Source organism: Burkholderia paludis, from assembly GCF_000732615.1.
Taxonomy (GTDB): Bacteria; Pseudomonadota; Gammaproteobacteria; order Burkholderiales; family Burkholderiaceae; genus Burkholderia; species Burkholderia paludis.
Map to the genome: position 1 here is coordinate 20,034 of NZ_JPGL01000077.1, position 25,077 is coordinate 45,110.

Genomic DNA, 25,077 nt, shown 5'->3' on the forward strand with positions numbered 1-25,077 from the left:
TTGCGCTCACGCGCCGGTGCTGCCCGTCGCGCGGTGCGCGATCACGTTCGGCGGGGCGCCGCGTACGCCGAAGCGCGCGATCAGTGCGGGAATCGCGTCGGCGGGCACCGGTCGCGAGAACAGGAAGCCTTGCGCCTCGATCTCTCCGAGCGCGGCGAGCCACGTGATCTGTTCCTCGGTTTCCGTGCCTTCGACGACGACGGTCAGCCCGAGCGAGCGCGCGAGATGCACGATCGACGACACCATCACGCACACGCTGCGATCGTTCGGAATCGCCTGCACGAACGAGCGGTCGACCTTCAGCGTATCGACGGAGAAGCGGTGCAGGTACGACAGCGACGAATAGCCGGTGCCGAAATCGTCGAGCGCGATCCGGATGCCGAGCTTCTTCAGCGCGACGATTTTCTCGGACACGAGCTCCGGGTACTCCATCATCGCGGTTTCGGTGATCTCGAGTTCGAGCCGGCTCGCGTCGATGCCGGTGTCCTGCAGCGTGCGCGAGATCGTCTCGATCAGGTCGCCGCGCCAGAACTGCACGGGCGAGATGTTGATCGCAAGCGTCAGCGCGTCGTGGCCCTCGTCGCGCCAGCGTGCGATCTGCTCGCACGCGGTGCGGATCACGAAATCGCCGATCGGCACGATCAGGCCGGTCGATTCGGCGATCGAAATGAATTCGTTCGCGGAGATGATCCCGTGCTCGGGGTGATCCCAGCGCGCGAGCGCCTCGAAGCCGGTGATGGTGCGGTGCGTGAGGTCGATCTTCGGCTGGTACGCGAGGAACAGTTGCCCTTCCGCGAGCGCGACGCGCAATTGCTGTTCCCAGCGCATCAGGTGGTCGGCCCGGTGCGACAGGTGCGGCGCATAGAACTGGTAGCAGTTCTTGCCGGCGTCCTTCGCGCTGTACATCGCGAGGTCGGCCTTCTTCAGCAGGTCGATCTCGCTTTCGTTCGCGACGGTGTGCAGCGCGATGCCGATGCTCGCATGCAGGACGAACGAGCTGCCGCGCACGTCGAACGGTTCGCCGAACATCCGTATGATCGCTTCGGCGAGCCGTACCGCGCGGCGCTCGACGTCGTCGCCCTTCATCACGACGACGAACTCGTCGCCGCCGATGCGCGCGAGCGAGCCTTCGTCGCCGACCGCATCGGACAGGCGCGACGCGGTCATCTGCAGCACGATGTCGCCGGCGTTGTGGCCGAGCGTGTCGTTGACGGTCTTGAAGTTGTCGAGGTCGATGAACAGCAGCCCGAGCCGCGACAGGCTCGCCGGCATCGACACGTCGTTGCGCAGCCCGCGCAGCGTCGCATAGCGGTTCGCGAGGCCGGTGAGCAGGTCGTATTCGGCGAGCTGGGTCATCTCGCGCTCGCGGCCGAGCAGCTTGCCGATCAGGCCCGTCGCGACGCCGAAGAACGCGAGCATCGCCAGCGTGATGAAGCTCGTCATCAGCAGGTAGACGTTGCGCGTATGGTAGTAGTCCGCAAATTCTTCCGTCTGCGACAGCCCGACCATCACCGCGAGCGGGTAGCCGTCGAGGTGGCGGTACGACACGATGCGCGTGAGGCCGTCGATCGGGTCGATGATCGTGCCCGTCACGCGTTCGGCGATCGGGTACACGCCGGACGCCGAAAACGCGCCCGGCGCGTTGCTGAGCGAACCCGTGCGCCGCGCGAGCACGGCGCCGGTGTCGGACACGACCGCGATCACGCCTTCCTTGCCGATCGCCGCGTTGTTGTAGAAGTCGTTCGTGAAATAGCTCGGGTCTTCCGACACGACGACGATGCCCGCGAAGCTGCCGTCCGGGTTGTTCAGGCGCCGCGTCATCTGCAGCGTCCAGTGGCTCGACACGCGGCCGAGCACCGGCTTGCTGATGAAAAGCCGGTCGTCGTTGTTGGCGAGGTGGACCTTGAAGTGCTCGCGATCGGACAGGTTGATCGGCTGCGGATGGAGCTCGGCCGTGTTCGCGAACAGGATGCCCTTCGCGTTGACGAGCGACACCTGGATCAGCGTGTCGCTGGGCACCACGCCTTTCTCGACGGCGCCCGCGAGATTGAAGTGCGCGGGCGACTTCTCGAATTCGAACTTGACGAAGCGGGTGATCTGGTCGACCTGGTGGATCGCCTTGACCGTATGCTGCTCGAGCGCGGACGACAGGATCGCCGCGGAGGCCGCCGCTTCCTTGTAGGCGCTGTCCTTTTCCACCGACAGGCGCGCGATGATCACGGCCCACAGCAGCGCGAGCGCCAGCATCCCGAGTAGCGGGATCGCGAATAGCGCACGCCGGCGCGACTTGCGCGGCGTGCGCAGCGGTCGGGGCGGCGGCGTGTGGTTGGACCGGGCGGAGCTCATTGAAACGGGCGGCGTCCTGCTCGCGTGCGCCATCCGTCGGGATGGCCTGCTAGGGTAGGGGTTGTCCCGACGTCTGTTCGTTCGCGGGACGCGCAACCATGGACAGACCTCCGAAACAACGGATTAGGCCCGATATTACTGGCTGGCGCGCTTTTGCGATAGTTGGGCAAATCGGGGGGGCGCCGGCGGGGCCGGCGCCATCGCACATCGCGAAATGTCAGGCAGGCGCCCGGAACGTGCCGTCGACGACCGTGACGGTCTGGCCGCCGATCCACGTCGTGCCGTCTTCGTCGTAGCTGACGAAGATGCGGCCGTCGCGGCTGATCGCCGTGCCCTGGCGGGCCGTATACGACTGGCCGGGGCGGCGCCCCTGGCGCGTCAGCAGCCCGGCCACGGCGGCGTTCGCGCTGCCGGTGACGGGATCCTCGCCGAAGCCGAAGTTGCCGCCCGTCATCAGGCAGCGGATTTCGAACGTCGCGGGACCGCCTTCGGCGTGCGGCGCATAGGCCGCGAGGCCGTCCATGCCGTAGCGGCGCGTGATCGCCTCCAGCGCGGCCGGGTCAGGCGACAGGCCGATGCACGCGTCGGCCGACTTCAGCCGCACGACCAGCCACGGCGCGCCGTTGTCCACCGCGCACGGCTCGGCGTCGAAGTCGATCGCATCGCTGCGCAACGCGGCCGCCAGCGCCGCGTAGTCCGATCGCTCGAGCGGCGTGACGCGTGCCGGCGGCGTGGCGAACGCCCAGCCGTCGGCCTGCTCGCGCAGCGTCACCAGCCCGACCCCGCACTGCTGGATCAGCCGGCCCGGCGTGCGCGGCCGCGCGCCGCTTTCGAGGAACGCATGCGCGGTGCCGAGCGTCGGGTGGCCGGCGAACGGCAGTTCGCCGGCCGGCGTGAGGATCCGTACGCGGTAGTCGGCTTCCGGATCGGTCGGCGTGCAGACGAACGTCGTTTCCGACAGGTTCGTCCAGCGGGCGATCTCGAGCATCTCGTCGTCGCCGAGCGAATCGGCGTCGAATATCACGGCGAGCGGATTGCCCTTGAACGGCACCGACGTAAACACGTCGACCTGCTTGAAGCGGACCAGGCGGCTGGACATCACGGAGGGCCCGTTACGCAACTTCGGCGATCAGCTCGATCTCGACGCACGCGCCGAGCGGGATCTGCGCGACACCGAATGCCGAGCGTGCGTGCTTGCCGGCGTCGCCGAACACTTCCGCGATCAGCTCCGACGCGCCGTTCGTCACGAGGTGCTGTTCGGTGAAGTCGAGCGTCGAGTTGACGAGGCTCATCAGCTTGACGATGCGCGTGACCTTGTTCAGGTCGCCCGTATGCGCGTGCAGCGTCGCGAGCAGGTCGATCGCGATCGAGCGTGCGGCCGCCTTGCCGTCTTCCGTCTGCAGATCCGCGCCGAGCTTGCCGGCCCAGACCTTGCCGTCCTTCTTCGCGATGTGGCCCGACAGGTAGACCGTGTTGCCGCTTTGCGCGCTCATCACGTAGGCGGCGGCCGGTGCGCCGGCGGTCGGGAGCTCGATGCCGAGCGACTTCAGCTTGTCGTAGACGTTAGCCATGTATTCGGTTCCTCGTAGAGAGTCGTGACAGGAAAAAGGGGATCAGAGGCGCTCGCGCAGCAGCTTGCCGAGGCGCGCCACGCCTTCCTCGATCTTCTCGGGCGGCACCGTCACGAACGACAGGCGCAGCGTGTTCTGCTGGGCGTTGTCCGCGAAGAACGGCGCGCCCGGCACGAAGGCGACATGGTTGTCGACGGCCGCGGCGAGCAGCTTCATGCTGTCGATTTGCGCGGGCAGGTTCACCCAGATGAACATCCCGCCTTCCGGGCGGTTCCAGGTGACGCCTTCCGGCATGTGGCGTTCGAGCGCGCCGAGCATCGCGTCGCACTGCGCGCTGTACAGCTCGCGGATCGTCGGGATGTGCTCGTCGAGGAAGCCGTCCTTGATCACTTCGTGCGCGATGCGCTGCGTGAGCGTCGGCGTGTGCAGGTCGGTGGCCTGCTTGGCCTGCACGAGCTTGAAGTGGAGTTCCTCGGGCGCGATGATGTAGCCGATCCGCAGGCCCGGCGCGAGCACCTTCGAGAACGTGCCGAGGTGCACGATGTGGTCGGGCGCCATCGACAGCATCGTCGGCAGCGGCTCGCCGCGGTAGTTCAGCGCGCCGTACGGATCGTCCTCCAGCACCGGGAACGGGCTCGACTGCGCGAACGCGGCGAGCGCGCGGCGGCGCTCGACGGGCAGGCGGCGGCCGGTCGGGTTCTGGAAGTTCGGCTGCGCGTACAGCAGGCGCGCGCCTTGCGTGAGTTCGGGCGTGAGGCCGTCCGGCAGCAGGCCCTGCTCGTCGGTCGGCACCTGCACGTAGCGCGGCTCGTACAGCGAGAACGATTGCAGCGCGCCGAGGTAGGTCGGGGTCTCGACGAGGACCGGGCTGCCCGGATCGACGAGCGCCTTGCCGAGCAGGTCGAGCGCCTGCTGCGAGCCGGTCGTGATCAGCACCTGCGACACGCGCACGCTGTAGCGCTCGGCGATCCATTCGCGCAGCGGCAGGTAGCCTTCGGTCGCGCTGTACTGGAGCGCGGCGGCCGGCGCGTCGCGCAGCACGCGGTCGGCGGCGGCGCGCATGCGCTCGGCCGGGAACGTCGCGGGGGCGGGCAGGCCGCCGGCGAACGAGATGACCTCGGGGCGCTCCGTGACCTTCAGGATCTCGCGGATCGCAGAGCTCGTCAGCTTGCGGGCGCGTTCGGAAAGTTGCCAGTGCGGCGGGTGCAGGTCGCTCGGATTCATAGTCTCCTCGTTCGGGTATCGTGGTCAGTCAAGAAAGGTCGTTCGGGCGGACTGCTTCGACGCTGCCGGGTGGGCAAGCGCGAGCGCGGTCGAGCCTTCGCGGCCGGGTGGGCAAAACCGTTCAGGCAAAGCAGCCATTATGGCGCACCTGTTCAGCCGGCGCGAGCCGGGCGCGCGGCAGTGGCGACTGCCGCGCGGCGCCCGAGCATCACGGTGGCGATCACGGCGATCGCGAACAGCCACGTGGACGACGTGACCGTTTCGCCGAACAGCAGCGCGGAAAAGGCGATCGTGAAGAAAATCTGCAGCAATTGCACCTGGCCGACGCGGGCGGTGCCGCCCATCGCGAGCCCCGCATACCACGCGAAAAAGCCGATGAATTGCGAAAAGAGGGTCACGTAGCCGAACGCGAGCCACGTGCGCGGCGCGAGCGGGCCCGGATGCATGACGTGCTGCTGCCACGCAAGCCAGCCCACCGGCAGCACGAGGAACGGCGCGGACACGACGAGCGCCCAGCAGATCACCTGCCAGCCGCCGATCTGGCGCGCGAGGCGGGCGCCTTCCGCATAGCCGAGCGCGCCGATGCCGACCGCGACGAGCATCAGCGCGTCGCCGGCCTGCACGGTGCCGCCGCCGTCGCGCAGCGCGAACGCGATCACCAGCGCGCTGCCGGCCACCGCGCTGATCCAGAACGCCCTCGATGGCCGCTCGTGCGACAGCCACGCCGCGTACAGCGCGACGAACAGCGGCTGCAGCCCGTTGACGACCGCGCCGTGCGCGGCCGGCACGGTTTTCATCGACCAGGCGGAGAAGACGGGATACGCAATGATCACGCCGGCCGACGTGATCGCGAGGCTTTTCAGTTGCGCGCGGGTCGGCGGCCGCTCGCGGCGCCACCACAGCAGCAGCGCGGCCGGCACCGAGGCGGCGAGCGCGCGGCCGAGCCCGTTGAGCAGCGGATTGAGTTCGGACACGACGATGCGCGTCATCGGCAGCGTCAGGCTGAAGATCATCACGCCGATCAGGCCGAGCAGCATGCCGCGTGTTTCGCGTGAATTCATGTCGTGGGCGTCTCCGTATTGGCCGTTCTTATCGTCGGGGCGGCGGGCCGCTCAGCGCAACGTGCGCGCGCCCTGCGGCGTGTCGAATTCGGCGACGAGCACGGGCGGGCCGTCGGCGGATTCGAGATCGAGCAGGTGGGCGGCGCCGAGCCAGTCGAGCTGTTCGCGGACGAGGTCCGCCTGCGGATGGGCGCCCTTGAGCGTTTTCAGCGCGACGCCGTCGTGCGGCAGCGCGTCGGCCGGGTGGCGCGGGCCGTCCCACTGGATCAGCGACGGCACGAGGCCGTCGCCGGCTCCCTGCCATGCGGGGAACGCGCCGTCGTCGGGCACCGACAGGCCCCAGCCCAGCTCGCCGCGCCGCATCGCGACGATGGGCGGGATGCGGGCCGGATACTGGCTCTGCCACAGCGCCAGCTGGCGCGGGCGGTCGACGCGGGCGACCCAGTGCGCGAGAAACGGGCCCTGCGCGAGTCGCGCGTGCATCGCAGGATCGTCGAGGCCGAACAGCCGCGCGCGCGGCGGCGCGTCGTCCGGCGCGGGCGCGTCGGGGTCGATCGCGATCACTTCGAGGTAGAGCCCGCCCCATATGCCGAACAGCGCATTGTGGGTCCGCATCAGCGGATGCCGGCCGCCGCCGGCCGGCTCGATGCCGAGCGCGCCGGCGACATGGCGTACACCGTCGTCGAGCGTGCGCGCGGCGATCACGAGATGGTCGAGGGTCAGGGAGCGGGCTGGCATGAACGTCGGTCGGGAAGCGAAAGTGTCATGGTGGGCGGGTGACGCGCCGGTTGGCTGCCGGGCCGGCCGGCGTACCGGCCGTGACCCTGGCGGGCGAACGCGGCGCCCGATGCGGCGGGCCGGAACGGCGGCCGCACGGTCGCCATTTCGGTCAACTGTAATCGTCGATACCGGCACAGTAACGGTACAATCGACGCGATAGCCTTCGGTACAGTTGTGTTGGAGCCGCCGCTCATGTCCACCGTCCCACTCGCCCAGATTCCCGCGCCGCACGATACGGCCACGCTCACGCTCGTCGACCAGCTCGTCCAGTGGGCGCGGCGGCGCATCGACGAACGCGTGTTCCGTCCCGGCATGCGGATGCCGTCGATCCGCAAGCTCGCGCTCGACAAGAGCGTGTCGCGCTTCACCGTCGTCGAGGCGTACGAGCGCCTCGTCGCGCAGGGCTACCTCGATTCGCGGCGCGGCTCGGGTTTCTACGTACGCGAGCGCACGGCCGGCCCGCAGCCGACCGACAACGTGGCGCGCGTGGCCGAGGCCGCGCCCGTGCACAACACGATCGACGTCGTCTGGCTGCTGCGCAACATGCTGCATACCGTCAGCCCGGAAAAGGGGCCCGGTCTCGGCTACCTGCCGGGCCGCTGGCTCGATGGCGAACTGATCACCGGCGCGCTGCGCGCGCTTGGGCGCCAGGCCGGCGCGCAGATGCTCGGCTTCGGCACCGCGCAGGGCTTCCTGCCGCTGCGCCAGCAACTGCAGACGCGCCTCGCCGAAGTCGAGATCGGCGCGAAGCCCGAGCAGATCGTGCTGGTATCGGGCATCACGCAGGCGATCGACCTGATCTCGCGGATCTACGTGCAGCCGGGCGACGCGGTGATCGTCGGCGATCCGGCGTGGTTCCAGATGTTCGGCCGCTTTGCCGCGCAGGGCGCGCAACTCGTCGGGATGCCGTACACGCCGGACGGCCCCGATCTCGACGCGCTCGAAACGCTCGTGCAGATGTGGCGGCCGAAGATGCTCGTGATCAACTCGGTGCTGCAGAACCCGACCGGCACGTCGCTGTCGGCGGCGCAGGCGTTCCGGATCCTGAAGCTCGCCGAGGCATACGACTTCCTCGTCGTCGAGGACGACGTGTACGGCGACCTGTGTCCGCCGAGCTATGCGGCCACGCGCCTCGCGAGCCTCGACCAGTTGAAGCGCGTGATCTACCTCGGCAGCTATTCGAAGACGCTGGCCGCCAACCTGCGGGTCGGCTATGTCGCGTGCGCGCCGGAGATCGCGAAGGCGGTCACCGACCAGAAGATGCTGGTCGGGATGACGACGCCCGAGCTCAACGAGCGCGTGCTCTACAAGATCCTGACCGAGGGGCATTACCGGCGCCACGTCGAGCGGCTGCGCGCGCGGCTCGACGGCGTGCGCGACAAGACCGCGCGGATGCTCGAGCGCACGGGGCTCAGGCTCTTCACGATGCCGGCGGCCGGGATGTTCCTGTGGGCCGACACGGGCGTCGATTCGGATGCGCTCGCGGCGGTCGCGCACGAGGCCGGCTTCCTGCTCACCCCCGGCAGCCTGTTCTCGCCGCAGCAATCGCCGTCCACGTGGATGCGCTTCAACGTCGCGAATTGCGGCGATCCGGCGCTGCCGGGCCTGCTGTCGCGCTATATCGACTCGGCCATGCGGCGCGCGTCGTGACGCGGCGCGGCGCGCCGGCCCTTGAAATCGCGCGCGCGGTCCCCAGATACGCGCGCAAACCGCTTGCGCCAGGCGGTCGTCCTTCGCCGGGCCGGCATCGCCCGGCGGGCGCCTGCGCCACACCCTTCAAGTTCAAGTAAGAGGAAACAGCATCCATGGCACACGAAACGATGAGCTTTCAGGCAGAGGTCAAGCAACTCCTCCACCTGATGATTCATTCGCTCTACAGCAACAAGGAAATCTTCCTGCGCGAACTGGTGTCGAACGCGTCCGACGCGGCCGACAAGCTGCGTTTCGAAGGGCTCGCCGACAACGCGCTGTACGAGAACGATCCGAACGTGCGCATCCGCATCGCCTACGACAAGGCTGCGCGCACGATCACGATCGACGACAACGGCATCGGCATGAGCCGCGACGAGGCGATCGCGAACCTCGGCACGATCGCGCGTTCGGGCACCAAGGAATTCTTCACGAAGCTGTCCGGCGACCAGCAGAAGGATGCGGCGCTGATCGGCCAGTTCGGCGTCGGTTTCTACTCGGGCTTCATCGTCGCGGACCGGATCACGGTCGAGACGCGCCGCGCGGGCCTGCCGGCGAGCGAGGCCGTGCGCTGGGAAAGCGCGGGCGAGGGCGATTTCACGATCGACGCGATCGAGCGCACGCAGCGCGGCACGACGATCACGCTGCACCTGCGCGAAGGCGAGGACGAGCTGCTGTCGTCGCACCGCCTGAAGTCGATCATCCAGAAGTACTCCGACCACATCGCGCTGCCGATCCTGATGCAGAAGGAAGAATGGGATCAGGAAAAGGGCGAGATGGTCCTGAAGGACGAGGACGAGACGGTCAACCAGGCGAGCGCGCTGTGGACGCGTTCGAAGAGCGATGTCACCGACGAGCAGTACACCCAGTTCTACCAGCACATCGCGCACGACCACCAGGATCCGCTGACGTGGACGCACAACCGCGTCGAGGGTCGCAGCGAGTACACGCAGCTGCTGTTCGTGCCGGCGCACGCGCCGTTCGACCTGTGGAACCGCGACTACCGCGGCGGCCTGAAGCTGTACGTGAAGCGCGTGTTCATCATGGACGACGCCGAGCAGTTGCTGCCGCAATACCTGCGTTTCGTGAAGGGCGTGGTCGATTCGGCGGACCTGCCGCTGAACGTGTCGCGTGAAATCCTGCAGGAAAGCCGCGACGTGAAGGCGATCCGCGAAGGCGTGACGAAGCGCGCGCTGTCGATGCTCGAGGAACTCGCGAACGCGGAAGAGGATGCCGGCAAGGAGAAGTACAAGACCTTCTGGGGCGCGTTCGGCCAGGTGCTGAAGGAAGGCCTCGGCGAGGATCACGCGAACCGCGAGCGTATCGCGAAGCTGCTGCGCTTCGCGTCGACGCACGGCGATACCGACGTGCAGGACGTGTCGCTCGCCGACTACGTGTCGCGCATGAAGCCCGAGCAGAGCAAGATCTACTACGTGACGGCCGATGCATGGCAGGCCGCGAAGAACAGCCCGCATCTCGAGGTGTTCCGCAAGAAGGGCGTCGAGGTGCTGCTGCTGACCGATCGCGTCGACGAATGGATGCTGTCGTTCCTGCAGGAATTCGACGGCAAGCCGCTCGCGAGCGTGGCGCGCGGCGACCTCGACCTCGGCGAGCTGAATGACGAGGAAAAGAAGGCGCAGGAACAGGCGGGCGAGGCGATCAAGCCCGTCGTCGAGAAGATGAAGGAAGCGCTCGGCGACAAGGTGAAGGAGGTGCGCGTGACGTTCCGCCTGACCGATTCGCCGTCGTGCCTCGTCGCGGACGACAACGACATGAGCGGCTACCTGCAGCGGATGCTGAAGGCGGCCGGCCAGAACGCGCCGGCGATGCAGCCGATCCTCGAGATCAATCCGGAACACGCGCTCGTGAAGCAGTTGAACGCCGACAGCGCCGATTTCGGCGACTGGTGCCACCTGCTGTTCGACCAGGCGCTGCTGGCGGAAGGCGGCACGCTCGACGATCCGGCGAGCTTCGTGAAGCGGACCAACGCGCTGCTGCTGTCGCGGGCCGCGTGAACGCGCGCATGCGCTTCGACGGCGGGCAGGCCGGCTGGCGCGAGACGCCGCGGCCGGGCTGCACGCTCGACCAGCGCGACTGGCTGACGCGCGGCGGATCGCTGACCGCGCATCTCGCGCGGCTTGGCCGCGTGAACGTGCGGGTGACGCGCGAGGCCGTCGACTGCCCGTGGTTCGACGAGCCGGACGCGCTTGCCTGTGCGCCGCGCGCGCCGATGTGGGTGCGCGAGGTGATCCTGTCGGTTGACGGCACGCCGTACGTGGCCGCGCACAGCATCGCGCCGCTTGCCGCCAGCAAGGGCGTGTGGCAGGCGATGCGGCGGCTGCGCACGCGGCCGCTCGCGGAGCTGCTGTACAGCGATCCGCAGGTCGAGCGCTCGGCGCTCGTCAGCCGGCGCGTGATTGCCGGGCATCCGCTGTATGCGCTGGCGAGCCATGCGCTCGGCGCGGGCGTGCGCGCGCCGCATGCATTCGCCGCGCGGCGCTCGGTGTTCCAGCGTCACGGCAAGCCGCTGATGGTGACCGAATGCATGCTGCCGGCGCTGTGGCGTCATCTCGACGCGCACGGCGACGGGCCCCGATCCGTCGGGCCGCGTGGAGACGCATGATGCTGCAGGGGTTTCCGCCGGTCGTCGGGCCGGATACGCACACGATGATACTCGGCAGTTTTCCGGGCGAGGCGTCGCTCGACGCCGCGCAGTATTACGCGCATCCGCGCAACCAGTTCTGGCGGCTGCTCGGGGCGGTGCTCGGCGAGCACGGGTTGCACGAGCTGGCATACGACGCGCGGCTCGCACGCGTGCTCGCGCACGGCATCGGCATCTGGGACGTGCTCGCCGCGTGCCATCGCGAGGGCAGCCTCGATTCGGCGATTCGCAACGCGGCGCCGAACGATTTCGATTCGTTGAGGGAACATGCGCCGTTGCTGAAGCGCGTGTGCTTCAACGGCAAGACGGCCGGGCGGTTCGCCGACGTGATCGGCCGAGCCGGGTACGACACGCTCGTGCTGCCTTCGTCGAGCCCGGCGAATGCGATGCTGTCGTTCGAGCAGAAGCTCGCGCAGTGGCGGGGGATTGGCGGCTGACGTCGGCAAAAGTGCCGTGAACGGTGGGCATCGCGCCCGACGCTCGATCGTCCTTGCGCCATCTTCATCTGGGCGGCTCGCCCTTGATCCGGCGCACCGTAGTCGGTGGTGCGATCCAGCCCTGCCATGCGATCGGCAAGCCTCATCCCGATCCCGAGCGTTTCGCCGTCGTGCAAGACACGCTCGGTGGCAGAAGCAGTTCTTGCTCGACGTCGATCGATGGAGCGGTGACGGCTTTCAGGTAACTTCCCCCGACACGGTTGAGACGCATTGTCGACCGAGCTAACCGTTTTCGTGCACTGACCGAGCGACAGCGTATGACGGTGGATCTGTCCCTGGCGTTCCGCACGCCCCACCAATGCTATCCTCTCGTCCGCTTATCCAGCATCACCCAGCGAGATTCACACATGACCCGACTGATCAAGCGCGCGTCCGCCGAGGCGCGCGCGTTCAAGCAAGGCAAGCCGTCCTCCTACAACGGCTCCGAAAAACTCCAGCCGCCGCGCGTGAAGCGCCGCCCGGACATCGACGAACACGACGACGTGCCGGTGCTCGAAGCGCCGCGCAAGCCGCGCTTCGCGCCCGTCACGTTCTCGGAAGAGGGCGGCGTGCGCTTCCTGCACTTCGGCACCGAATGGGTGCAGGGCGCGATGCGGATTTCGAAGCCGCTGCATATCGAGCTCGAATACGCGCAGCAGATGATGGCGTGGCTGCTGTTCCTCGAAACGCCCGAGCGGATCGTCCAGCTCGGGCTCGGCACCGGCGCGCTGACCAAGTTCTCGCATCGCTTCCTGCCGAATGCGAAGGTCGAGGCCGTCGAGCTGAATCCGGCCGTGATCGTCGCCGCGCGCACGATGTTCGCGCTGCCGCCTGACGACGCGCGTCTCGCCGTGCACGAAGCCGACGCATGGGATTTCGTCAACGATCCGGCCAACCGCGGCACGACGGGCGCGATCCAGATCGACCTGTACGACGCGACCGCACGCGGCCCCGTGCTCGACAGCGTCGCGTTCTACCGCGCGGTGCGCGGCTGCCTCGCCGACGCGGGCATCGCGACGATCAACCTGTTCGGCGATCACCCGAGCTTCGTACGCAACATGAAGCACCTGAACGCGGCATTCGATCACCGCGTGATCGCGCTGCCGGAAGTGCACGACGGCAACCGGATCGCGGTCGCCTTCTCGGGCCCCGCGCTCGACGTGCCGTTCGCGCAGCTCGATGCGCGTGCGAAGCTGATCGAGGACACGCTGAAGCTGCCCGCCCGCAAGTGGGTGAAAGCCTTGAAAGAAACGACCGGCGCGCGCGACGCCTCGTTCGCGATCTGACGCTTCATGCGCCGGCGGCATGCCGGTGCAACCACGCGACAAGGGGCGGATCACCTCGGGTTCGCCCCCGCTTGACCGCGTGCTCGCGGCTCCTATACTGGCGCGAAGCCAGGGGAGCCGCAGCCTACCCGTTTTGCGCTCCTCTCGGCGCCGTACCCGCTCAACAAGATCGATAACCGGGAAAGATGAGGAGACGTCATGGCTCACGATGCCGACGCCAACCGGGCCGCGAAGCGCTGGCTCTGGCTGCTGGTCCTGCCGCTGATTGCGATGGTCTGGGTGCCGTCGTACAGCAGGATCGAACCGCAGTTGTTCGGTTTTCCGTTTTTCTACTGGTACCAGCTGCTTTGGGTCTTCATTAGCGCGGTGATCACCGCGTTCGTCTATTTCAAGACGAGAAATGCGTGGAAGGCGAGCGGCCCGCAGGGAGGTGCGCGATGAATCTCGGCGCAACCTTCGTCTTCGTCCTGCTTTTCATCGGCGTCACCATCATCGGTTTCCTGGCCGCGAACTGGCGGCGCGGCGATCTCGCCCACCTCGACGAATGGGGCCTCGGCGGACGCCGCTTCGGCACGATCGTCACGTGGTTCCTGCTCGGCGGCGATCTCTATACGGCATACACGTTCGTCGCGGTGCCCGCGCTCGTGTTCGGCGCCGGCGCGATGGGCTTCTTCGCGCTGCCGTACACGATCCTGATCTATCCGTTCGCGTTCGTCGTGTTCCCGAAACTGTGGAGCATCGCGAAGCGGCACCGCTACGTGACGGCCGCCGATTTCGTCAATGCACGCTACGGCAGCCGGATGCTCGCGCTGGCGATCGCGGTGACGGGCATCGTCGCGACGATGCCGTACATCGCGCTGCAACTGGTCGGCATCGAAGTGGTGATCGGCGCGCTCGGCTTCGACACGACCGGCTTCGTCGGCGATCTGCCGCTGATCATCGCGTTCGCGATCCTCGCCGCCTACACGTATACGTCGGGGCTGCGCGCGCCCGCGATGATCGCGATCGTGAAGGACATCCTGATCTACGTCACGATCGCCGCGGCAGTCATCGTGATTCCCGCGAAGCTCGGCGGTTTCGGACACATCTTCGCGAGCGTGCCGCCCGCGAAGCTGCTGCTGAAGGCGCCGGATGCGGCGAGCCTGAACGGCTACAGCGCGTACGCGACGCTCGCGATCGGTTCGGCGCTCGCGCTGTTCCTGTATCCGCACTCGGTCACGGCGATCCTGTCGTCGTCGTCGGGCAACTCGATCCGCCGCAACATGGCGATGCTGCCCGCGTACTCGTTCGTGCTCGGCCTGCTCGCGCTGCTCGGCTACATGGCGCTCGCATCGGGCGTGAAGGACATGCCGCAGTACGCGCCGTACTTCAAGGCGTTCGGCCCGAACTTCGCGGTGCCCGCGCTGTTCCTCGAGTATTTCCCGTCATGGTTCGTCGGCGTCGCGTTCGCGGCGATCGGCATCGGCGCGCTGGTGCCGGCGGCCATCATGTCGATCGCGGCCGCGAACCTGTACACGCGCAACATCCACCGCGAGTTCGTGAACCGCGACATGTCGCACGAACAGGAAACGCACGTCGCGAAGCTCGTGTCGCTGATCGTGAAGGTCGGCGCGGTCGCGTTCATCCTCGGGCTGCCGCTGACCTACGCGATCCAGCTGCAGCTGCTCGGCGGCATCTGGATCATCCAGACGCTGCCGGCGATCGTGCTCGGCCTGTATACGCGCATGCTTGATCACCGCGGCCTGCTGGCCGGCTGGGCGGCAGGCATCGTGTGCGGAACGTGGATGGCGGTCTCGCTGAAGCTCGCGAGCTCGATCTTCACGATCCACCTGTTCGGCCTCGCGATTCCCGGCTATGCGGCCGTGTGGTCGCTGATCGTGAACCTGGTGGTGTCGGTGGTGGTGAGCGTGCTGGTGCGTGCGATGGGCATGGCGCATGCGGAGGATCGCACGCGGCCGGAGGATTATCTCGACGTCGTCGAGGGCTGATTCCCCCACCTGCTGTTGCAGTTTCGACACGACGCCCGCGACGCAAGTCGCGGGCGTTTTGCATGGGGCGCTGCGAATGCCCCGTGTGGCCGTGCATCCTTTTGCGCCGATCTCCAAGCGATTCTAGGGCGTCCGAGCCGTGGCGAAAATCGGTGCAAGACCGATTGGGAGGCGCGTGGCCCGCTTGCCAATAATGCGTCCCGCCCGGCTGAACCGGGTGATTCGATCTCCACACGATCCGACTATATGAGGGACGCAATGACGAAGATTTGGGTTCTGGTATTGGGCATGTGCTGCGTGGCGCTGGCCGGCTGCGTCAACGCGTACTACCGGTGAGGCGCGCCATGAGAGTCCTGCTGATGTGGGCGCTCGTCGCGCCGATCCTGCTCGCCGGTTGCGCGAACATGTACTACCGTTGACGGCGGGCCGCGATGAAAACGATATTGTCGGCCGCCATGCTGTGTGCGGCGCTTGCCGGCTGCATTTCGGTGTACGGCCCCGGGCAGCGCTACGCGGCGCGCGATGCGCCGGCTGAAAAACACGGCGAGGCCGACGGTGCGGCCGACTCGTCCGGCAGTGACGCCGCATCGCGCATCGTGATCGGCAATCGCAAGTATGACGAAGTGTGGGCGACGGTTGCGCAGTTCTACGCGGACCACAAGCTGGCGGTGCGCGTCAGCGATCGCGATGCGGGGCTCGTCGCCGCCGCGTATGCAGATTATCCGAACGCGGACAACTTTCTGGATTGTTCCGGGCTGAAGCAGACGTCGAACGTGACGCACACGCTGAAGGTCGTCACGCGCATCGACGAAGCGACGCAAGGCGTAACCGTGTCGATCGACGTCGCGGGCATGGCCGGCGTGGTAGCGGCCGGCAAGCAGAAGGGCGCGCGTGTCGCGTGCCGCTCGAACGGCACGCTCGAGCAGGCGCTGGCGGAGGTGTTGCGCAAGTGACGAGCTCGCCCGGACGCCGCGGTTGCGCGCGGTCCGGGCGGCCGACGCGTGCGTTACTGGCCCGCGCGTTTCGCGAGGTCGTCGCGCTGCGACAGATCCTCGACGTTGACCATCCAGTGCACGCCGAAACGATCCTTTGCCATCCCGAAGCCGAGCGCCCAGAACGTCTTGCAGAACGGCATCGTCACTTCGCCGCCGTCGGCGAGCGCGTTGAACAGCTTCCGGGCTTCCTCGACCGTCGCCGGGTTCAGCGACAGCGAATAGCCGGCGTGCATGCCGCCGCCGGGCTGGCTGCAATCACCGTCCGAGCACATGATCATCGAGTCGCCGATCGTGAAGCTCGCGTGCATCACCTTGTCGGCCATCTCCGGCGTCATCGGGTAGTCGGGGTTCGGCGGCGCGTCCTTGAAGTGCATCTTGAACATCGTCTTCGCACCGAGCGCCTTTTCGTAGAACTGAAGGGCTTCGTCGGCACGACCGTAGAACGTCAGGTACGGTTGAACTTGCATCGTTGTCTCCTGTGATGGGCCGGCCCGCGCATCCGCGCGGGTGCGGCATCGTGCAAGACTGACTGGGGAAGGGCGCATCGGGAAGCGGCCGTCGCACCCGTGACGTGGATTGTAGTGCGCGTGCTTGACGATGGAATGAAAAATAAAAACGGCCGCGAACCTGACGTTCGCGGCCGTGTGCGCCGTGCTTGCCGACGGCTGTTGTCAGCGTTGCCGACAGCCGGCGACGCTTATCGCGGCTCAGCGCAGCGAGTCGATCAGCTTCTCGAGCTTCACCGCATCGGCGGCGAATACGCGGATGCCTTCCGCGAGCTTTTCGGTTGCCATCGCGTCGTCGTTCAACTGGAAGCGGAACGCTGCCTCGTCGATCGCGACGCGCGCGGCGGGCTGGTCCTGCAGCGCTTCCGGCGACAGCTTGCGCGTGACGGTCTCGTTGCTGTCCTGCAGCTTCTGCAGCAAGTCGGGACTGATCGTCAGCAGGTCGCAGCCGGCCAGCTCGGTGATCTGGCTGGTCGTGCGGAAGCTCGCGCCCATCACTTCGGTGTTGTAGCCGAACGTCTTGTAGTACGTGTAGATACGGCGCACCGATTGCACGCCCGGATCGTTCGCGCCGCCGTCCTTCTCTTCATTCCACGCTGCGCCGGCCTGCTTCTTGTACCAGTCGTAGATGCGGCCGACGAACGGCGAGATCAGTTGCGCGCCGGCTTCCGCGCACGCGGCGGCCTGCACGAGCGAGAAAAGCAGGGTCATGTTGCACTTGATCCCGTCCTTCTGCAGCACTTCGGCCGCGCGGATGCCTTCCCAGGTCGACGCGAGCTTGATCAGGATGCGTTCGCGGCCGATGCCGGCTGCTTCGTACAGCTTGATGAGCTCGCGGCCCTTGTCGATCGAGCGTTGCGTGTCGAACGACAGGCGCGCATCGACCTCGGTCGACACGCGGCCCGGGATCAGCTTCAGGATCTCGGTGCCGAATGCGATCAGCAGGCGGTCGATGATGAAATCGGTGCTTTCGGTGCGGTGATCGCGGACGGTCTTCTCGAGGATCGGCTTGTACGCATCCTTCTGGACGGCCTTGAGGATCAGCGACGGGTTCGTGGTCGCGTCCCGCGGCTGGTATTGCGCGAGCTGCTGGAAATCGCCCGTGTCGGCGACGACGGTCGTGTACTGCTTCAGCTGGTCGAGTGCGGTAGTCATGGCGATTCGGAAGAAGGGCGCAAGGCGCCGGGTTCTCACGGGCCGCGCGAGCGCGGCGGCGAAGCGAAGCGGCGCCGGGCGCCGCCTCCGATCCGCTATTCTAGGCCCGATTCGTGTCGGACACGTTCTGGCGTGTCCGTTGGCCGCGGCGCCGGGCGCCGCGCCGCGTCACGCGGGGCGGCGCGCGTTCAGGATCACCTGCGTGACGATCCCCGCGACGAGTCCCCAGAATGCCGAGCCGATCGACAGCAGCGTGAGGCCCGACGCGGTGACCATGAACGTGACGAGCGCGGCTTCGCGCTGCTTCACGTCCTGCATCGCGTTCGCGAGCCCGCTCATGATCGAGCCGAACAGCGCGAGCGCGGCGACGGAGACGACGAGCGCCTTCGGCAACGCGGCGAACAGCGCGGCGATCGTCGCGCCGAAGATCCCCGCGATCAGGTAGAACGTGCCGCACCACACGGCGGCCGTATAGCGCTTCGCGCGATCCTCGTGCGCTTCCGGGCCGGTGCAGATCGCGGCCGTGATCGCCGCGAGGTTCACGCCGTGCGAGCCGAACGGCGCGAGCAGCAGCGACGCGAGGCCGGTGGTCGCGATCAGCGGCGACGACGGCGTCTGATAGCCGTCCGCGCGCAGCACGGCGATGCCCGGCACGTTCTGCGACGCCATCGCGACGACGAACAGCGGAATCCCGATGCTGACGATCGACGCGAACGAGAACGCGGGCATCGTGAACACGGGCTTCGCGAGCGCGATGCGAAAGCCGCTGAAGTCGAGCAGGCCGAGGCCGCCGGCCACCGCCGTGCCGACGACCAGCGTCGTCACGATCGCATAGCGCGGCGCGAGCCGCTTGACGATCAGGTACGTGAAGAACATCGCGAGCACGAGCGCGGTCTGGAACTGCGCGGCGCGGAAGATCTCGATGCCGATCTCGAACAGGATGCCCGCGAGCAGCGCGGCGGCGATGCCGGCCGGAATCTTGCGCATCAGCGTGTCGAACAGCCCGCTCACACCGATGGCCGTCAGCAGCACCGCACAGACGACGAACGCACCGATCGCCTCGGGGTAGGGCACGCCGGGCAGCGATGCGATCAGGAGCGCGGCGCCGGGCGTCGACCACGCAACGACGACGGGCGCGCGAAAGCGCAGCGACAGGCCGATCGTCGTCAGCGCCATGCCGATCGACAGCGCCCAGATCCATGACGAGATCTGCGCATCGGTGAGGTGGGCGGCGCGGCCGGCCTGGAACATCAGCACGAGCGAGCTCGTGTAGCCCGTCATCATCGCGACGAAGCCGGCGACGAGTGCCGAGACGGAGGTGTCGGCGAAAAAGCGGCGGCCGCCGGCACGGCTGGCGCTCGCGGTGGGCGAGGGGTTCATGCTGTCTCCGGGGGAGGCCGCTCGGACGCGGCCTTCGTGTCTTGGTGGTGGGGCGTTACTTGCTGAGGGCGCGCATCGCGGTTTCGAGGCCCGCGAGCGTGAGCGGGTACATGCGATGGCCGAGCAGGTCGCGGATCACCGCGACCGACTGCCGGTATTCCCATAGCCGCTCGGGCTCGGGATTCAGCCATGCATGATGCGGGAACTGGTCGGCGAGCCGGCGCAGCCACACCGCGCCGGCTTCGGGGTTGTTGTATTCGACCGAGCCGCCGGGCTGCAGCACCTCGTACGGGCTCATCGTCGCGTCGCCGACGAAGATCAGCTTGTAGTCGGGCGTGAACTTGTGCAGCACGTCCCACGTCGCGGTGCGCTCCGAGTGGCGGCGGCGGTTGTTCTTCCACAGGTGGTCGTACACGCAGTTGTGGAAGTAGAAGAATTCCAGGTGCTTGAATTCGGCCTTCGCGGCCGAGAACAGCTCCTCGGTGCGCTTGATGTGGTCGTCCATCGAGCCGCCCACGTCGAGCAGCATCAGCACCTTCACGTTGTTGTGGCGCTCGGGCACCATCCGGAGATCGAGCCAGCCCGCGTTCGCGGCCGTGCTGCGGATCGTGCCGGGCAGGTCGAGTTCCTCGGCCGCGCCTTCGCGCGCGAAGCGGCGCAGCCGCCGCAGCGCGACCTTGATGTTGCGCGTGCCGATCTCGACGGAATCGTCGTAGTCGCGGTACGCGCGCGCTTCCCACACCTTCACCGCGGTGCGGTTGCCGTTCGACGGGCCGCCGATGCGCACGCCTTCCGGGTTGAAGCCGCCGTGCCCGAACGGCGACGTGCCGCCGGTGCCGATCCACTTGTTGCCGCCCTCGTGGCGTTCCTTCTGCTCGTCGAGCAGTTGCTTCAGGCGCTCCATCAGCTTGTCGAGGCCGCCCATCGCTTCGATCTGCGCCTTTTCCTCCGGCGACAGTTCGCGTTCGAGGCGCTTCTCGAGCCAGTCGAGCGGGATGTCGAACGCCTCGGAGGGCAGCGTGGATACGCCGTGGAAATACGCGCCGAACGCCTGGTCGAACTTGTCGAAGTACTGCTCGTCCTTGACGAGCGTCATCCGGGCGAGGAAGTAGAACGCATCGATCGACGGCGAAATCAGCCCGGCCTTCAGCGATTCGAGCAGCGTCAGGTATTCCTTCACCGAGACGGGCAGCTTGGCTGCGCGCAGCGCGTAGAAGAAATTGAGCAGCATGGCCGGGCCTTCGCGGGTTGAGGGGGTTACCGGTTGTGCCGGTTCATGTAGACGAGGCGCTCGAGCAGGCTCAGGTCCTGCTCGTTCTTCAGCAGCGCGCCCGCGAGCGGCGGCACGATCTGCTTCGCGTCCGCGCCGCGCAGCGCGTCGGCCGGGATGTTCTCGGCGAGCAGCAGCTTCAGCCAGTCGAGCAGTTCGGACGTCGACGGCTTCTTCTTCAGGCCCGACACGCCGCGCAATTCGAAGAAACTCTCGAGCGCCGCGCGCAGCAGTTCCTCGCGGATGTCCGGGAAGTGAACCGCGACGATCTTCTGCATCGTCGACGGATCGGGAAACTGGATGTAGTGGAAGAAGCAGCGGCGCAGGAATGCGTCGGGCAGCTCCTTCTCGTTGTTCGACGTGATGATGACGAGCGGGCGGTGCTTCGCGCGAACCGTTTCGCGCGTCTCGTACACGTGGAATTCCATCCGGTCGAGCTCGCGCAGCAGGTCGTTCGGGAATTCGATGTCGGCCTTGTCGATCTCGTCGATCAGCAGCACGCTCGGGTGCTCGGCGTCGAACGCCTGCCACAGCACGCCCTTCACGATGTAGTTCGAGATATCCTTCACGCGTTCGTCGCCGAGCTGCGAATCGCGCAGCCGCGAGACGGCGTCGTATTCGTACAGGCCCTGCTGCGCCTTCGTCGTCGACTTGATGTGCCACTGCAGCAGCGGCATGTCGAGCGCGGCGGCGACTTCCTCGGCGAGCATGGTCTTGCCGGTGCCGGGCTCGCCCTTGATCAGCAGCGGGCGTTGCAGCGTCAGCGCGGCATTGACCGCGAGCTTCAGATCGTCGGTGGCGACGTAGTGCGAGGACCCTTCGAAACGCATGGCGGCGCTCTTCTCAATCGGGGAAAAAAACCCAGTATAAGTCAGAAGGGCTGTCCGGTTGGGCCGCGCCCGCGTATCGTTGCAGGGCTGTGGCGGGGCGAGCGGGGGTGCCTTATGGACGCGTTCCCCGTCGGCGCGGTACAATCTGGCCGTTTTTTTTGGCCTGCGTGGCGACCTGACAAGCAAAACGGCGCGGGCCGTTGCCGCTATGGCGCCAGTTTCCCCTCAAGCTAGGTTACAAGAGCTATGAACAAATTCGTCGGCAAACACGTCGTTGTCGCAGCGCTCGTGGCGCTCGCGGGCAGCGCGCAGGCGGCCGGTGTGGTCGGCAACCCGAAGGACGGGGCGAGCAAGGCCGCCATGTGCATCGGTTGCCACGGCATCCAGGACTACCGCGCGGCGTACCCGGAGGTCTACCGGGTGCCTGTCCTCGGCGGCCAGAACCAGCAATACCTCGAGAACGCGCTGAAGGCCTACCGCAAGAAGGATCGTCACTTCCCGTCGATGAATGCGATCGCCGGCTCGCTGACGGATCAGGACATCGCGGATCTGGCGGCCTACTACGCCGCCCAGAAGGCCGACTCGAAGGACAACCCCTACAAGTAAGCGCGCGCCGCCGATCTCTCCGGCGGGACAGGAGCATTCATGAACAACGCATTCAAGACGGCGGCGGCTGCACTGGTGGCCGGCCTCGCGATCGGGTCCGCGCATGCGGCAGATACCGTGAAGGGCAAGGAACTGGTCGAGTCGCACAACTGCGCGGCCTGCCACGGCGCGCAGATGAACAAGCCGATCAACGCGGAATACCCGCGCCTCGCCGGCCAGCACGCCGACTATCTGGTGTGGGCGATGCGCCAGTACCAGATGGGCCTGACGAATCCGCTGCTCGGCCGCAACAACGCGATCATGCAGGCGCAGGTGCAGAGCCTGTCGGTCAGCGACATGAAGGACATCGCGGCCTACATCGAGTCGCTGAAAGAAACCGATCTCGTATTCAAGAAGTAAGCGCGGCGGGCCCGAACGGCTCGCGCGGCAGGAAAGCGTACCCCGCCTCGTCGGGGTATTTTTTTGTCCGCGGCCCGGCGCCCGGGCCGCGCTGCTCAGTCGCGCGACGCGCGGCGCAGGATGCGCTGCAGGTACGCGTCGGTATCGGGCGGCGTGTTCGTGCGCTGGGCTTCCCAGATCGTCTCGCCGAGGCATTCCATGATCGCGTGCTGCGCGTCGTGGGTCGAGTCGAGCTTCGCCGCGAGCTTGTCGTGCGCGGCGCGGATGCCGGGCGGCTGGTCGATCGACAGTTGCTCGCTGATCGCGAGGTGCATCGACAGGTGCAGGAACGGGTTCGTGCGACCTTCCTCGGGCGTGTACTCGCGCGCGGCGGCCCCGCCGGCGTCGGCGAGTTCGTCGTGGTATTCGGGATGCTCGACGATCCAGTCGGCCGCCATCGCTTCCAGCGGCGTCAGGATCTCGCCGGCGCGCTGCTTGCGCCAGGTCTCGGTGAAAAAGCGACGCACTTCGTCGCGGCTTGGATTGAACATGGTGGGGAAACGTCGTGATTCGGACGGCGTCGTGCCGCGTCGGGCATTGTACGCCGGGTCGGCGGACGGCGCTGGCGGCCGGCGGGAGCGGCCGCGCGGCGGCGGTGGCGGTGGCGGTGGCAGCTGTGGCAGCTGTGGCAGAGGTCGCGGAGGTCGCGGAGGTCGCAGAGGTCGCAGAGGTCGCAGAGGTCGCAGAGGTCGCCCGCGCGGTGCCGGTGCGCGGCGCCGGCTCGCCGCCGGGGCGGCGCGCTTGGCTCGCCACCGCCGCGCCGTTACACTCGATCGATTTTCCCGCCGCCAAGTCGATCGCACCCGTCCCGTCATGACCGCCGCCGCCCGTCCTTCGTCCGCCGCCCTGCAGGGCACGTTCTACGTCGCGCTGTCCGCCGCCGCATTCGGCGCGATGGCGATTTTCGGGCGCTATGCGTATGCGGCCGGCGTCGACGTGCTCGGACTGCTGATCGTGCGCTTCGCGATCGGCGGCGCGGTGCTCGCCGCGATCGCGCGGCACCGCCGCGTTGCGTGGCCGCGCGGGCGTGCGCTCGCGCCCATCGTGGCGATGGGCGCGCTCGGCTACGTCGGCCAGTCGTTCTGTTACTTCAGCGCGCTGCAGCATGCGCAGGCGAGTCTCGTCGCGCTGCTGCTGTACCTGTATCCGGCCTTCGTCACGCTGCTGGCCGCATGGTGGCTCGGCGAGCGCCTCACGCGCGCGAAAGCCTTCGCGCTCGTGCTGTGCGTCGCGGGTTCGGCGCTGATGGTCGGCGGCGGGCATGGCGAACCGCTCGGGATCGCGCTCGCGCTGGCCTCCGCGGTGATCTATTCGCTGTACATCGTCGGCGGCACGAAGGCGACGCGCGGCGTCGATCCGCTCGCGACCACCGCGATCATCTGCCTGTCGTCGACCGTGACGCTCGCGGCGATCGCCGTCGTGCGGACCGTGGCGTTCGGCGCACCGCCGCGCTGGCCCGCGACGGCCGACGGCTGGGCGTCGATGCTGGCGATCGCGCTCGTCTCGACGGTCGCGGCGATGCTCGCGTTCTTCGCCGGGCTCGAGCGGCTGGGGGCTGCGCGTACGTCGATGCTGTCGACGCTCGAGCCGGTCGTGACGGTGGCGCTCGCGGCGCTATTGTTCGGCGAAGCACTGTCGCCGCTGCAGTGGGCGGGCGGCGTCGCGATCCTCGCGGCCGTGCTGGCGCTGGTCCGGGCGGGCGGTGCGGCCGCCGACGATGCGACCGCGACATCCAGCGCGTAGCCGGGAAGGGGAAGGGGGAGCGGGCGTCGCGATGGCGCCCGCGGGGCCGGTTGCGCCGGAACGAATCGAGCGGCCGGCACGGTGCGCCGCTGTCGTGCCCGGCGTTTACTCGTTGGGCGGCGGCGTCTTCGGCCTGAACTCGCACAGCGGCTCGATCGCGCAGTGCCAGCATTCGGGCTTGCGGGCCTTGCACACGTAGCGTCCGTGCAGGATCAGCCAGTGATGCGCATCCTGCAGGAATTCCTTCGGCGTGAACTTCTCGAGCGCCGCCTCGACGGCGCGCACGTCCTTGCCCGGCGCGAGCCCCGTGCGGTTCGCGACACGAAAGATATGCGTGTCGACCGCGATCGTCGGCTGGCCGAACGCGGTGTTCAGCACGACGTTCGCCGTCTTGCGGCCGACGCCCGGCAGGCTTTCGAGCGCCTCGCGATCGGACGGCACCTCGCCGTCGTAGCGATCGAGCAGGATGTGGCACGTCGCGACCACGTTCTTCGCCTTGGTCCGGTAGAGGCCGATGGTCTTGATGTACCCGGCGACGCCTTCCTCGCCGAGCGCGACGATTTGTCGCGGGGTGTTCGCGACCGGAAACATCTTCCGCATCGCCTTGTTGACCGATACGTCGGTTGCTTGCGCGGACAGCATCACGGCGATCAGCAGCTCGAACGGCGTCGTGTATTCGAGCTCGGTGGTCGGATGCGGATTGAGGCTCTGCAGCGTTTCGTAGATCGCGCGTCGTTTGCTGGCGTTCATGGAGCGTTCTGGTCGGGCGGCGCGGACCGGCCGCCGGGGTCGTCGTTGCCGGCGTCGTGCTCGTCGCCTGGCGTCGCGGCTTCGGCGTCGCGCAGCGCCTGCTGTTCGGCGAGCCGCTTGCGGCGGGCCTCGGCCGCATCGATCTGTGCCTGGACGGCGGCGCTCACGCCTTCGGTGTTCTTCGGCCCGGCGTCTTGCCCGGCCAGTTCTTCCTTCTTCTTGCGCGCCCGTTCGAGCGCGGCGGCGATGATCGCGCGTTTCTTCGCTTCGGCGTCGTCAGCGGCCGGTGCGGGGGGCGGCGTGTCGGGCTGGGGGCCGGGC

Annotated in this window: 24 protein-coding genes and 1 pseudogene; 11 read left to right on the forward strand and 14 right to left on the reverse strand. The window is 67.6% G+C overall.

Annotated elements, in window-relative coordinates:
• Nucleotides 1–6 precede the first annotated feature (6 nt).
• The 6 genes from GQ56_RS0134145 to GQ56_RS0134170 form a co-directional block, all read right to left on the reverse strand.
• Complete coding sequence (locus GQ56_RS0134145; protein WP_031402923.1) at nucleotides 7–2,346, reverse strand: bifunctional diguanylate cyclase/phosphodiesterase; 2,340 nt, start codon at nucleotides 2,344–2,346, stop codon at nucleotides 7–9.
• A gap of 217 nt (nucleotides 2,347–2,563) precedes the next feature.
• Entirely contained in the window at nucleotides 2,564–3,445 is an 882-nt protein-coding gene (locus GQ56_RS0134150) for a PhzF family phenazine biosynthesis protein (RefSeq protein WP_031402924.1), read from the reverse strand.
• 13 nt (nucleotides 3,446–3,458) lie between these two features.
• Complete coding sequence (locus GQ56_RS0134155; protein ID WP_031402925.1) at nucleotides 3,459–3,917, reverse strand: RidA family protein; 459 nt, start codon at nucleotides 3,915–3,917, stop codon at nucleotides 3,459–3,461.
• 42 nt (nucleotides 3,918–3,959) lie between these two features.
• Entirely contained in the window at nucleotides 3,960–5,141 is a 1,182-nt protein-coding gene (locus GQ56_RS0134160) for an aminotransferase-like domain-containing protein (protein WP_031402926.1), read from the reverse strand.
• Nucleotides 5,142–5,293: 152 nt separating this feature from the next.
• The gene (locus GQ56_RS0134165; RefSeq protein ID WP_031402927.1) at nucleotides 5,294–6,202 is read right to left on the reverse strand and encodes a DMT family transporter; all 909 of its coding nucleotides are present in this window, start codon (nucleotides 6,200–6,202) and stop codon (nucleotides 5,294–5,296) included.
• 51 nt (nucleotides 6,203–6,253) lie between these two features.
• Nucleotides 6,254–6,940 (reverse strand): VOC family protein, encoded by a 687-nt coding sequence (locus GQ56_RS0134170; RefSeq protein WP_031402928.1) that lies wholly within the window; start codon nucleotides 6,938–6,940, stop codon nucleotides 6,254–6,256.
• A gap of 234 nt (nucleotides 6,941–7,174) precedes the next feature.
• On the opposite strand from GQ56_RS0134170, the gene GQ56_RS0134175 reads away from it, so the two are divergent.
• The 8 genes from GQ56_RS0134175 to GQ56_RS0134215 all read left to right on the forward strand — a co-directional run bounded on the left by GQ56_RS0134175 (nucleotide 7,175) and on the right by GQ56_RS0134215 (nucleotide 16,036).
• Nucleotides 7,175–8,632, forward strand: coding sequence for an aminotransferase-like domain-containing protein (locus GQ56_RS0134175; RefSeq protein ID WP_031402929.1), 1,458 nt, complete (start codon nucleotides 7,175–7,177; stop codon nucleotides 8,630–8,632).
• Between the two features lie 155 nt (nucleotides 8,633–8,787).
• Entirely contained in the window at nucleotides 8,788–10,686 is a 1,899-nt protein-coding gene (gene htpG / locus GQ56_RS0134180) for a molecular chaperone HtpG (RefSeq protein WP_031402930.1), read from the forward strand.
• Nucleotides 10,687–10,694: 8 nt separating this feature from the next.
• Nucleotides 10,695–11,294 (forward strand): chorismate--pyruvate lyase family protein, encoded by a 600-nt coding sequence (locus tag GQ56_RS0134185; RefSeq protein ID WP_031402931.1) that lies wholly within the window; start codon nucleotides 10,695–10,697, stop codon nucleotides 11,292–11,294.
• Nucleotides 11,294–11,770: a DNA-deoxyinosine glycosylase gene (locus tag GQ56_RS0134190; RefSeq protein WP_031402932.1), complete on the forward strand. Its 477-nt coding sequence runs from the start codon at nucleotides 11,294–11,296 to the stop codon at nucleotides 11,768–11,770. The genes GQ56_RS0134185 and GQ56_RS0134190 overlap by 1 nt, the downstream gene beginning before the upstream one ends.
• 407 nt (nucleotides 11,771–12,177) lie before the next feature.
• Nucleotides 12,178–13,095, forward strand: coding sequence for a class I SAM-dependent methyltransferase (locus GQ56_RS0134195; protein ID WP_031402933.1), 918 nt, complete (start codon nucleotides 12,178–12,180; stop codon nucleotides 13,093–13,095).
• A gap of 198 nt (nucleotides 13,096–13,293) precedes the next feature.
• Nucleotides 13,294–13,536 carry a DUF3311 domain-containing protein gene (locus tag GQ56_RS0134200; RefSeq protein WP_031402934.1) on the forward strand — a complete coding sequence of 81 codons (243 nt, stop codon included), beginning with the start codon at nucleotides 13,294–13,296 and terminating at the stop codon, nucleotides 13,534–13,536.
• Nucleotides 13,533–15,083: a monocarboxylate uptake permease MctP gene (gene mctP / locus GQ56_RS0134205; RefSeq protein ID WP_031402935.1), complete on the forward strand. Its 1,551-nt coding sequence runs from the start codon at nucleotides 13,533–13,535 to the stop codon at nucleotides 15,081–15,083. The genes GQ56_RS0134200 and mctP overlap by 4 nt, the downstream gene beginning before the upstream one ends.
• Before the next feature lie 431 nt (nucleotides 15,084–15,514).
• A complete protein-coding gene (locus GQ56_RS0134215) occupies nucleotides 15,515–16,036 on the forward strand; it encodes a hypothetical protein (RefSeq protein WP_152601943.1) in 522 nt (173 codons plus the stop codon).
• 53 nt (nucleotides 16,037–16,089) lie between these two features.
• On the opposite strand, the gene GQ56_RS0134220 is transcribed toward GQ56_RS0134215, so the two are convergent.
• From GQ56_RS0134220 to GQ56_RS0134240, 5 genes are all read right to left on the reverse strand, one after another.
• Nucleotides 16,090–16,545 carry a VOC family protein gene (locus GQ56_RS0134220; protein WP_031402937.1) on the reverse strand — a complete coding sequence of 152 codons (456 nt, stop codon included), beginning with the start codon at nucleotides 16,543–16,545 and terminating at the stop codon, nucleotides 16,090–16,092.
• Between the two features lie 240 nt (nucleotides 16,546–16,785).
• Nucleotides 16,786–17,739, reverse strand: coding sequence for a transaldolase (gene tal, locus GQ56_RS0134225; protein ID WP_031402938.1), 954 nt, complete (start codon nucleotides 17,737–17,739; stop codon nucleotides 16,786–16,788).
• Nucleotides 17,740–17,907: 168 nt separating this feature from the next.
• Nucleotides 17,908–19,119 (reverse strand): benzoate/H(+) symporter BenE family transporter, encoded by a 1,212-nt coding sequence (locus GQ56_RS0134230; protein WP_031402939.1) that lies wholly within the window; start codon nucleotides 19,117–19,119, stop codon nucleotides 17,908–17,910.
• Nucleotides 19,120–19,174: 55 nt separating this feature from the next.
• On the reverse strand, nucleotides 19,175–20,350 hold the full coding sequence (locus GQ56_RS0134235; protein WP_031402940.1) for a vWA domain-containing protein: 1,176 nt from the start codon (nucleotides 20,348–20,350) through the stop codon (nucleotides 19,175–19,177).
• A gap of 26 nt (nucleotides 20,351–20,376) precedes the next feature.
• On the reverse strand, nucleotides 20,377–21,219 hold the full coding sequence (locus GQ56_RS0134240) for an AAA family ATPase (protein WP_021158556.1): 843 nt from the start codon (nucleotides 21,217–21,219) through the stop codon (nucleotides 20,377–20,379).
• 246 nt (nucleotides 21,220–21,465) lie between these two features.
• On the opposite strand from GQ56_RS0134240, the gene GQ56_RS0134245 reads away from it, so the two are divergent.
• The gene (locus GQ56_RS0134245) at nucleotides 21,466–21,825 is read left to right on the forward strand and encodes a c-type cytochrome (protein WP_006763764.1); all 360 of its coding nucleotides are present in this window, start codon (nucleotides 21,466–21,468) and stop codon (nucleotides 21,823–21,825) included.
• A gap of 39 nt (nucleotides 21,826–21,864) precedes the next feature.
• The gene (locus GQ56_RS0134250) at nucleotides 21,865–22,224 is read left to right on the forward strand and encodes a c-type cytochrome (protein WP_031402941.1); all 360 of its coding nucleotides are present in this window, start codon (nucleotides 21,865–21,867) and stop codon (nucleotides 22,222–22,224) included.
• A 95-nt stretch (nucleotides 22,225–22,319) separates the two neighbouring features.
• On the opposite strand, the gene GQ56_RS0134255 is transcribed toward GQ56_RS0134250, so the two are convergent.
• Entirely contained in the window at nucleotides 22,320–22,754 is a 435-nt protein-coding gene (locus GQ56_RS0134255; RefSeq protein ID WP_031402942.1) for a DUF1841 family protein, read from the reverse strand.
• A 322-nt stretch (nucleotides 22,755–23,076) separates the two neighbouring features.
• Here GQ56_RS0134255 and GQ56_RS0134265 point away from each other — a divergent pair, with 322 nt between their 5' ends.
• Nucleotides 23,077–24,006 carry a DMT family transporter gene (locus GQ56_RS0134265; RefSeq protein WP_031402943.1) on the forward strand — a complete coding sequence of 310 codons (930 nt, stop codon included), beginning with the start codon at nucleotides 23,077–23,079 and terminating at the stop codon, nucleotides 24,004–24,006.
• Between the two features lie 105 nt (nucleotides 24,007–24,111).
• Here the strand turns inward: GQ56_RS0134265 and nth are convergent, their stop codons facing one another.
• Both nth and GQ56_RS0134275 read right to left on the reverse strand, forming a co-directional pair.
• Nucleotides 24,112–24,756 (reverse strand): endonuclease III, encoded by a 645-nt coding sequence (gene nth, locus GQ56_RS0134270; RefSeq protein WP_031402944.1) that lies wholly within the window; start codon nucleotides 24,754–24,756, stop codon nucleotides 24,112–24,114.
• A pseudogene (locus tag GQ56_RS0134275) lies at nucleotides 24,753–25,077 on the reverse strand (electron transport complex subunit RsxB); the annotation flags it as partial. The pseudogene GQ56_RS0134275 and the gene nth, both read right to left, overlap by 4 nt.

Excerpts from the sequence above, each read along its gene's own strand:
- GQ56_RS0134145 (WP_031402923.1), bottom strand. The coding sequence starts at position 2,346 with ATGAGCTCCGCCCGGTCCAACCACACGCCGCCGCCCCGACCGCTGCGC.
- GQ56_RS0134150 (WP_031402924.1), bottom strand. The coding sequence starts at position 3,445 with ATGTCCAGCCGCCTGGTCCGCTTCAAGCAGGTCGACGTGTTTACGTCG.
- GQ56_RS0134155 (WP_031402925.1), bottom strand. The coding sequence starts at position 3,917 with ATGGCTAACGTCTACGACAAGCTGAAGTCGCTCGGCATCGAGCTCCCG.
- GQ56_RS0134160 (WP_031402926.1), bottom strand. The coding sequence starts at position 5,141 with ATGAATCCGAGCGACCTGCACCCGCCGCACTGGCAACTTTCCGAACGC.
- GQ56_RS0134165 (WP_031402927.1), bottom strand. The coding sequence starts at position 6,202 with ATGAATTCACGCGAAACACGCGGCATGCTGCTCGGCCTGATCGGCGTG.
- GQ56_RS0134170 (WP_031402928.1), bottom strand. The coding sequence starts at position 6,940 with ATGCCAGCCCGCTCCCTGACCCTCGACCATCTCGTGATCGCCGCGCGC.
- GQ56_RS0134175 (WP_031402929.1), top strand. The coding sequence starts at position 7,175 with ATGTCCACCGTCCCACTCGCCCAGATTCCCGCGCCGCACGATACGGCC.
- htpG (WP_031402930.1), top strand. The coding sequence starts at position 8,788 with ATGGCACACGAAACGATGAGCTTTCAGGCAGAGGTCAAGCAACTCCTC.
- GQ56_RS0134185 (WP_031402931.1), top strand. The coding sequence starts at position 10,695 with ATGCGCTTCGACGGCGGGCAGGCCGGCTGGCGCGAGACGCCGCGGCCG.
- GQ56_RS0134190 (WP_031402932.1), top strand. The coding sequence starts at position 11,294 with ATGCTGCAGGGGTTTCCGCCGGTCGTCGGGCCGGATACGCACACGATG.
- GQ56_RS0134195 (WP_031402933.1), top strand. The coding sequence starts at position 12,178 with ATGACCCGACTGATCAAGCGCGCGTCCGCCGAGGCGCGCGCGTTCAAG.
- GQ56_RS0134200 (WP_031402934.1), top strand. The coding sequence starts at position 13,294 with ATGGCTCACGATGCCGACGCCAACCGGGCCGCGAAGCGCTGGCTCTGG.
- mctP (WP_031402935.1), top strand. The coding sequence starts at position 13,533 with ATGAATCTCGGCGCAACCTTCGTCTTCGTCCTGCTTTTCATCGGCGTC.
- GQ56_RS0134215 (WP_152601943.1), top strand. The coding sequence starts at position 15,515 with ATGAAAACGATATTGTCGGCCGCCATGCTGTGTGCGGCGCTTGCCGGC.
- GQ56_RS0134220 (WP_031402937.1), bottom strand. The coding sequence starts at position 16,545 with ATGCAAGTTCAACCGTACCTGACGTTCTACGGTCGTGCCGACGAAGCC.
- tal (WP_031402938.1), bottom strand. The coding sequence starts at position 17,739 with ATGACTACCGCACTCGACCAGCTGAAGCAGTACACGACCGTCGTCGCC.
- GQ56_RS0134230 (WP_031402939.1), bottom strand. The coding sequence starts at position 19,119 with ATGAACCCCTCGCCCACCGCGAGCGCCAGCCGTGCCGGCGGCCGCCGC.
- GQ56_RS0134235 (WP_031402940.1), bottom strand. The coding sequence starts at position 20,350 with ATGCTGCTCAATTTCTTCTACGCGCTGCGCGCAGCCAAGCTGCCCGTC.
- GQ56_RS0134240 (WP_021158556.1), bottom strand. The coding sequence starts at position 21,219 with ATGCGTTTCGAAGGGTCCTCGCACTACGTCGCCACCGACGATCTGAAG.
- GQ56_RS0134245 (WP_006763764.1), top strand. The coding sequence starts at position 21,466 with ATGAACAAATTCGTCGGCAAACACGTCGTTGTCGCAGCGCTCGTGGCG.
- GQ56_RS0134250 (WP_031402941.1), top strand. The coding sequence starts at position 21,865 with ATGAACAACGCATTCAAGACGGCGGCGGCTGCACTGGTGGCCGGCCTC.
- GQ56_RS0134255 (WP_031402942.1), bottom strand. The coding sequence starts at position 22,754 with ATGTTCAATCCAAGCCGCGACGAAGTGCGTCGCTTTTTCACCGAGACC.
- GQ56_RS0134265 (WP_031402943.1), top strand. The coding sequence starts at position 23,077 with ATGACCGCCGCCGCCCGTCCTTCGTCCGCCGCCCTGCAGGGCACGTTC.
- nth (WP_031402944.1), bottom strand. The coding sequence starts at position 24,756 with ATGAACGCCAGCAAACGACGCGCGATCTACGAAACGCTGCAGAGCCTC.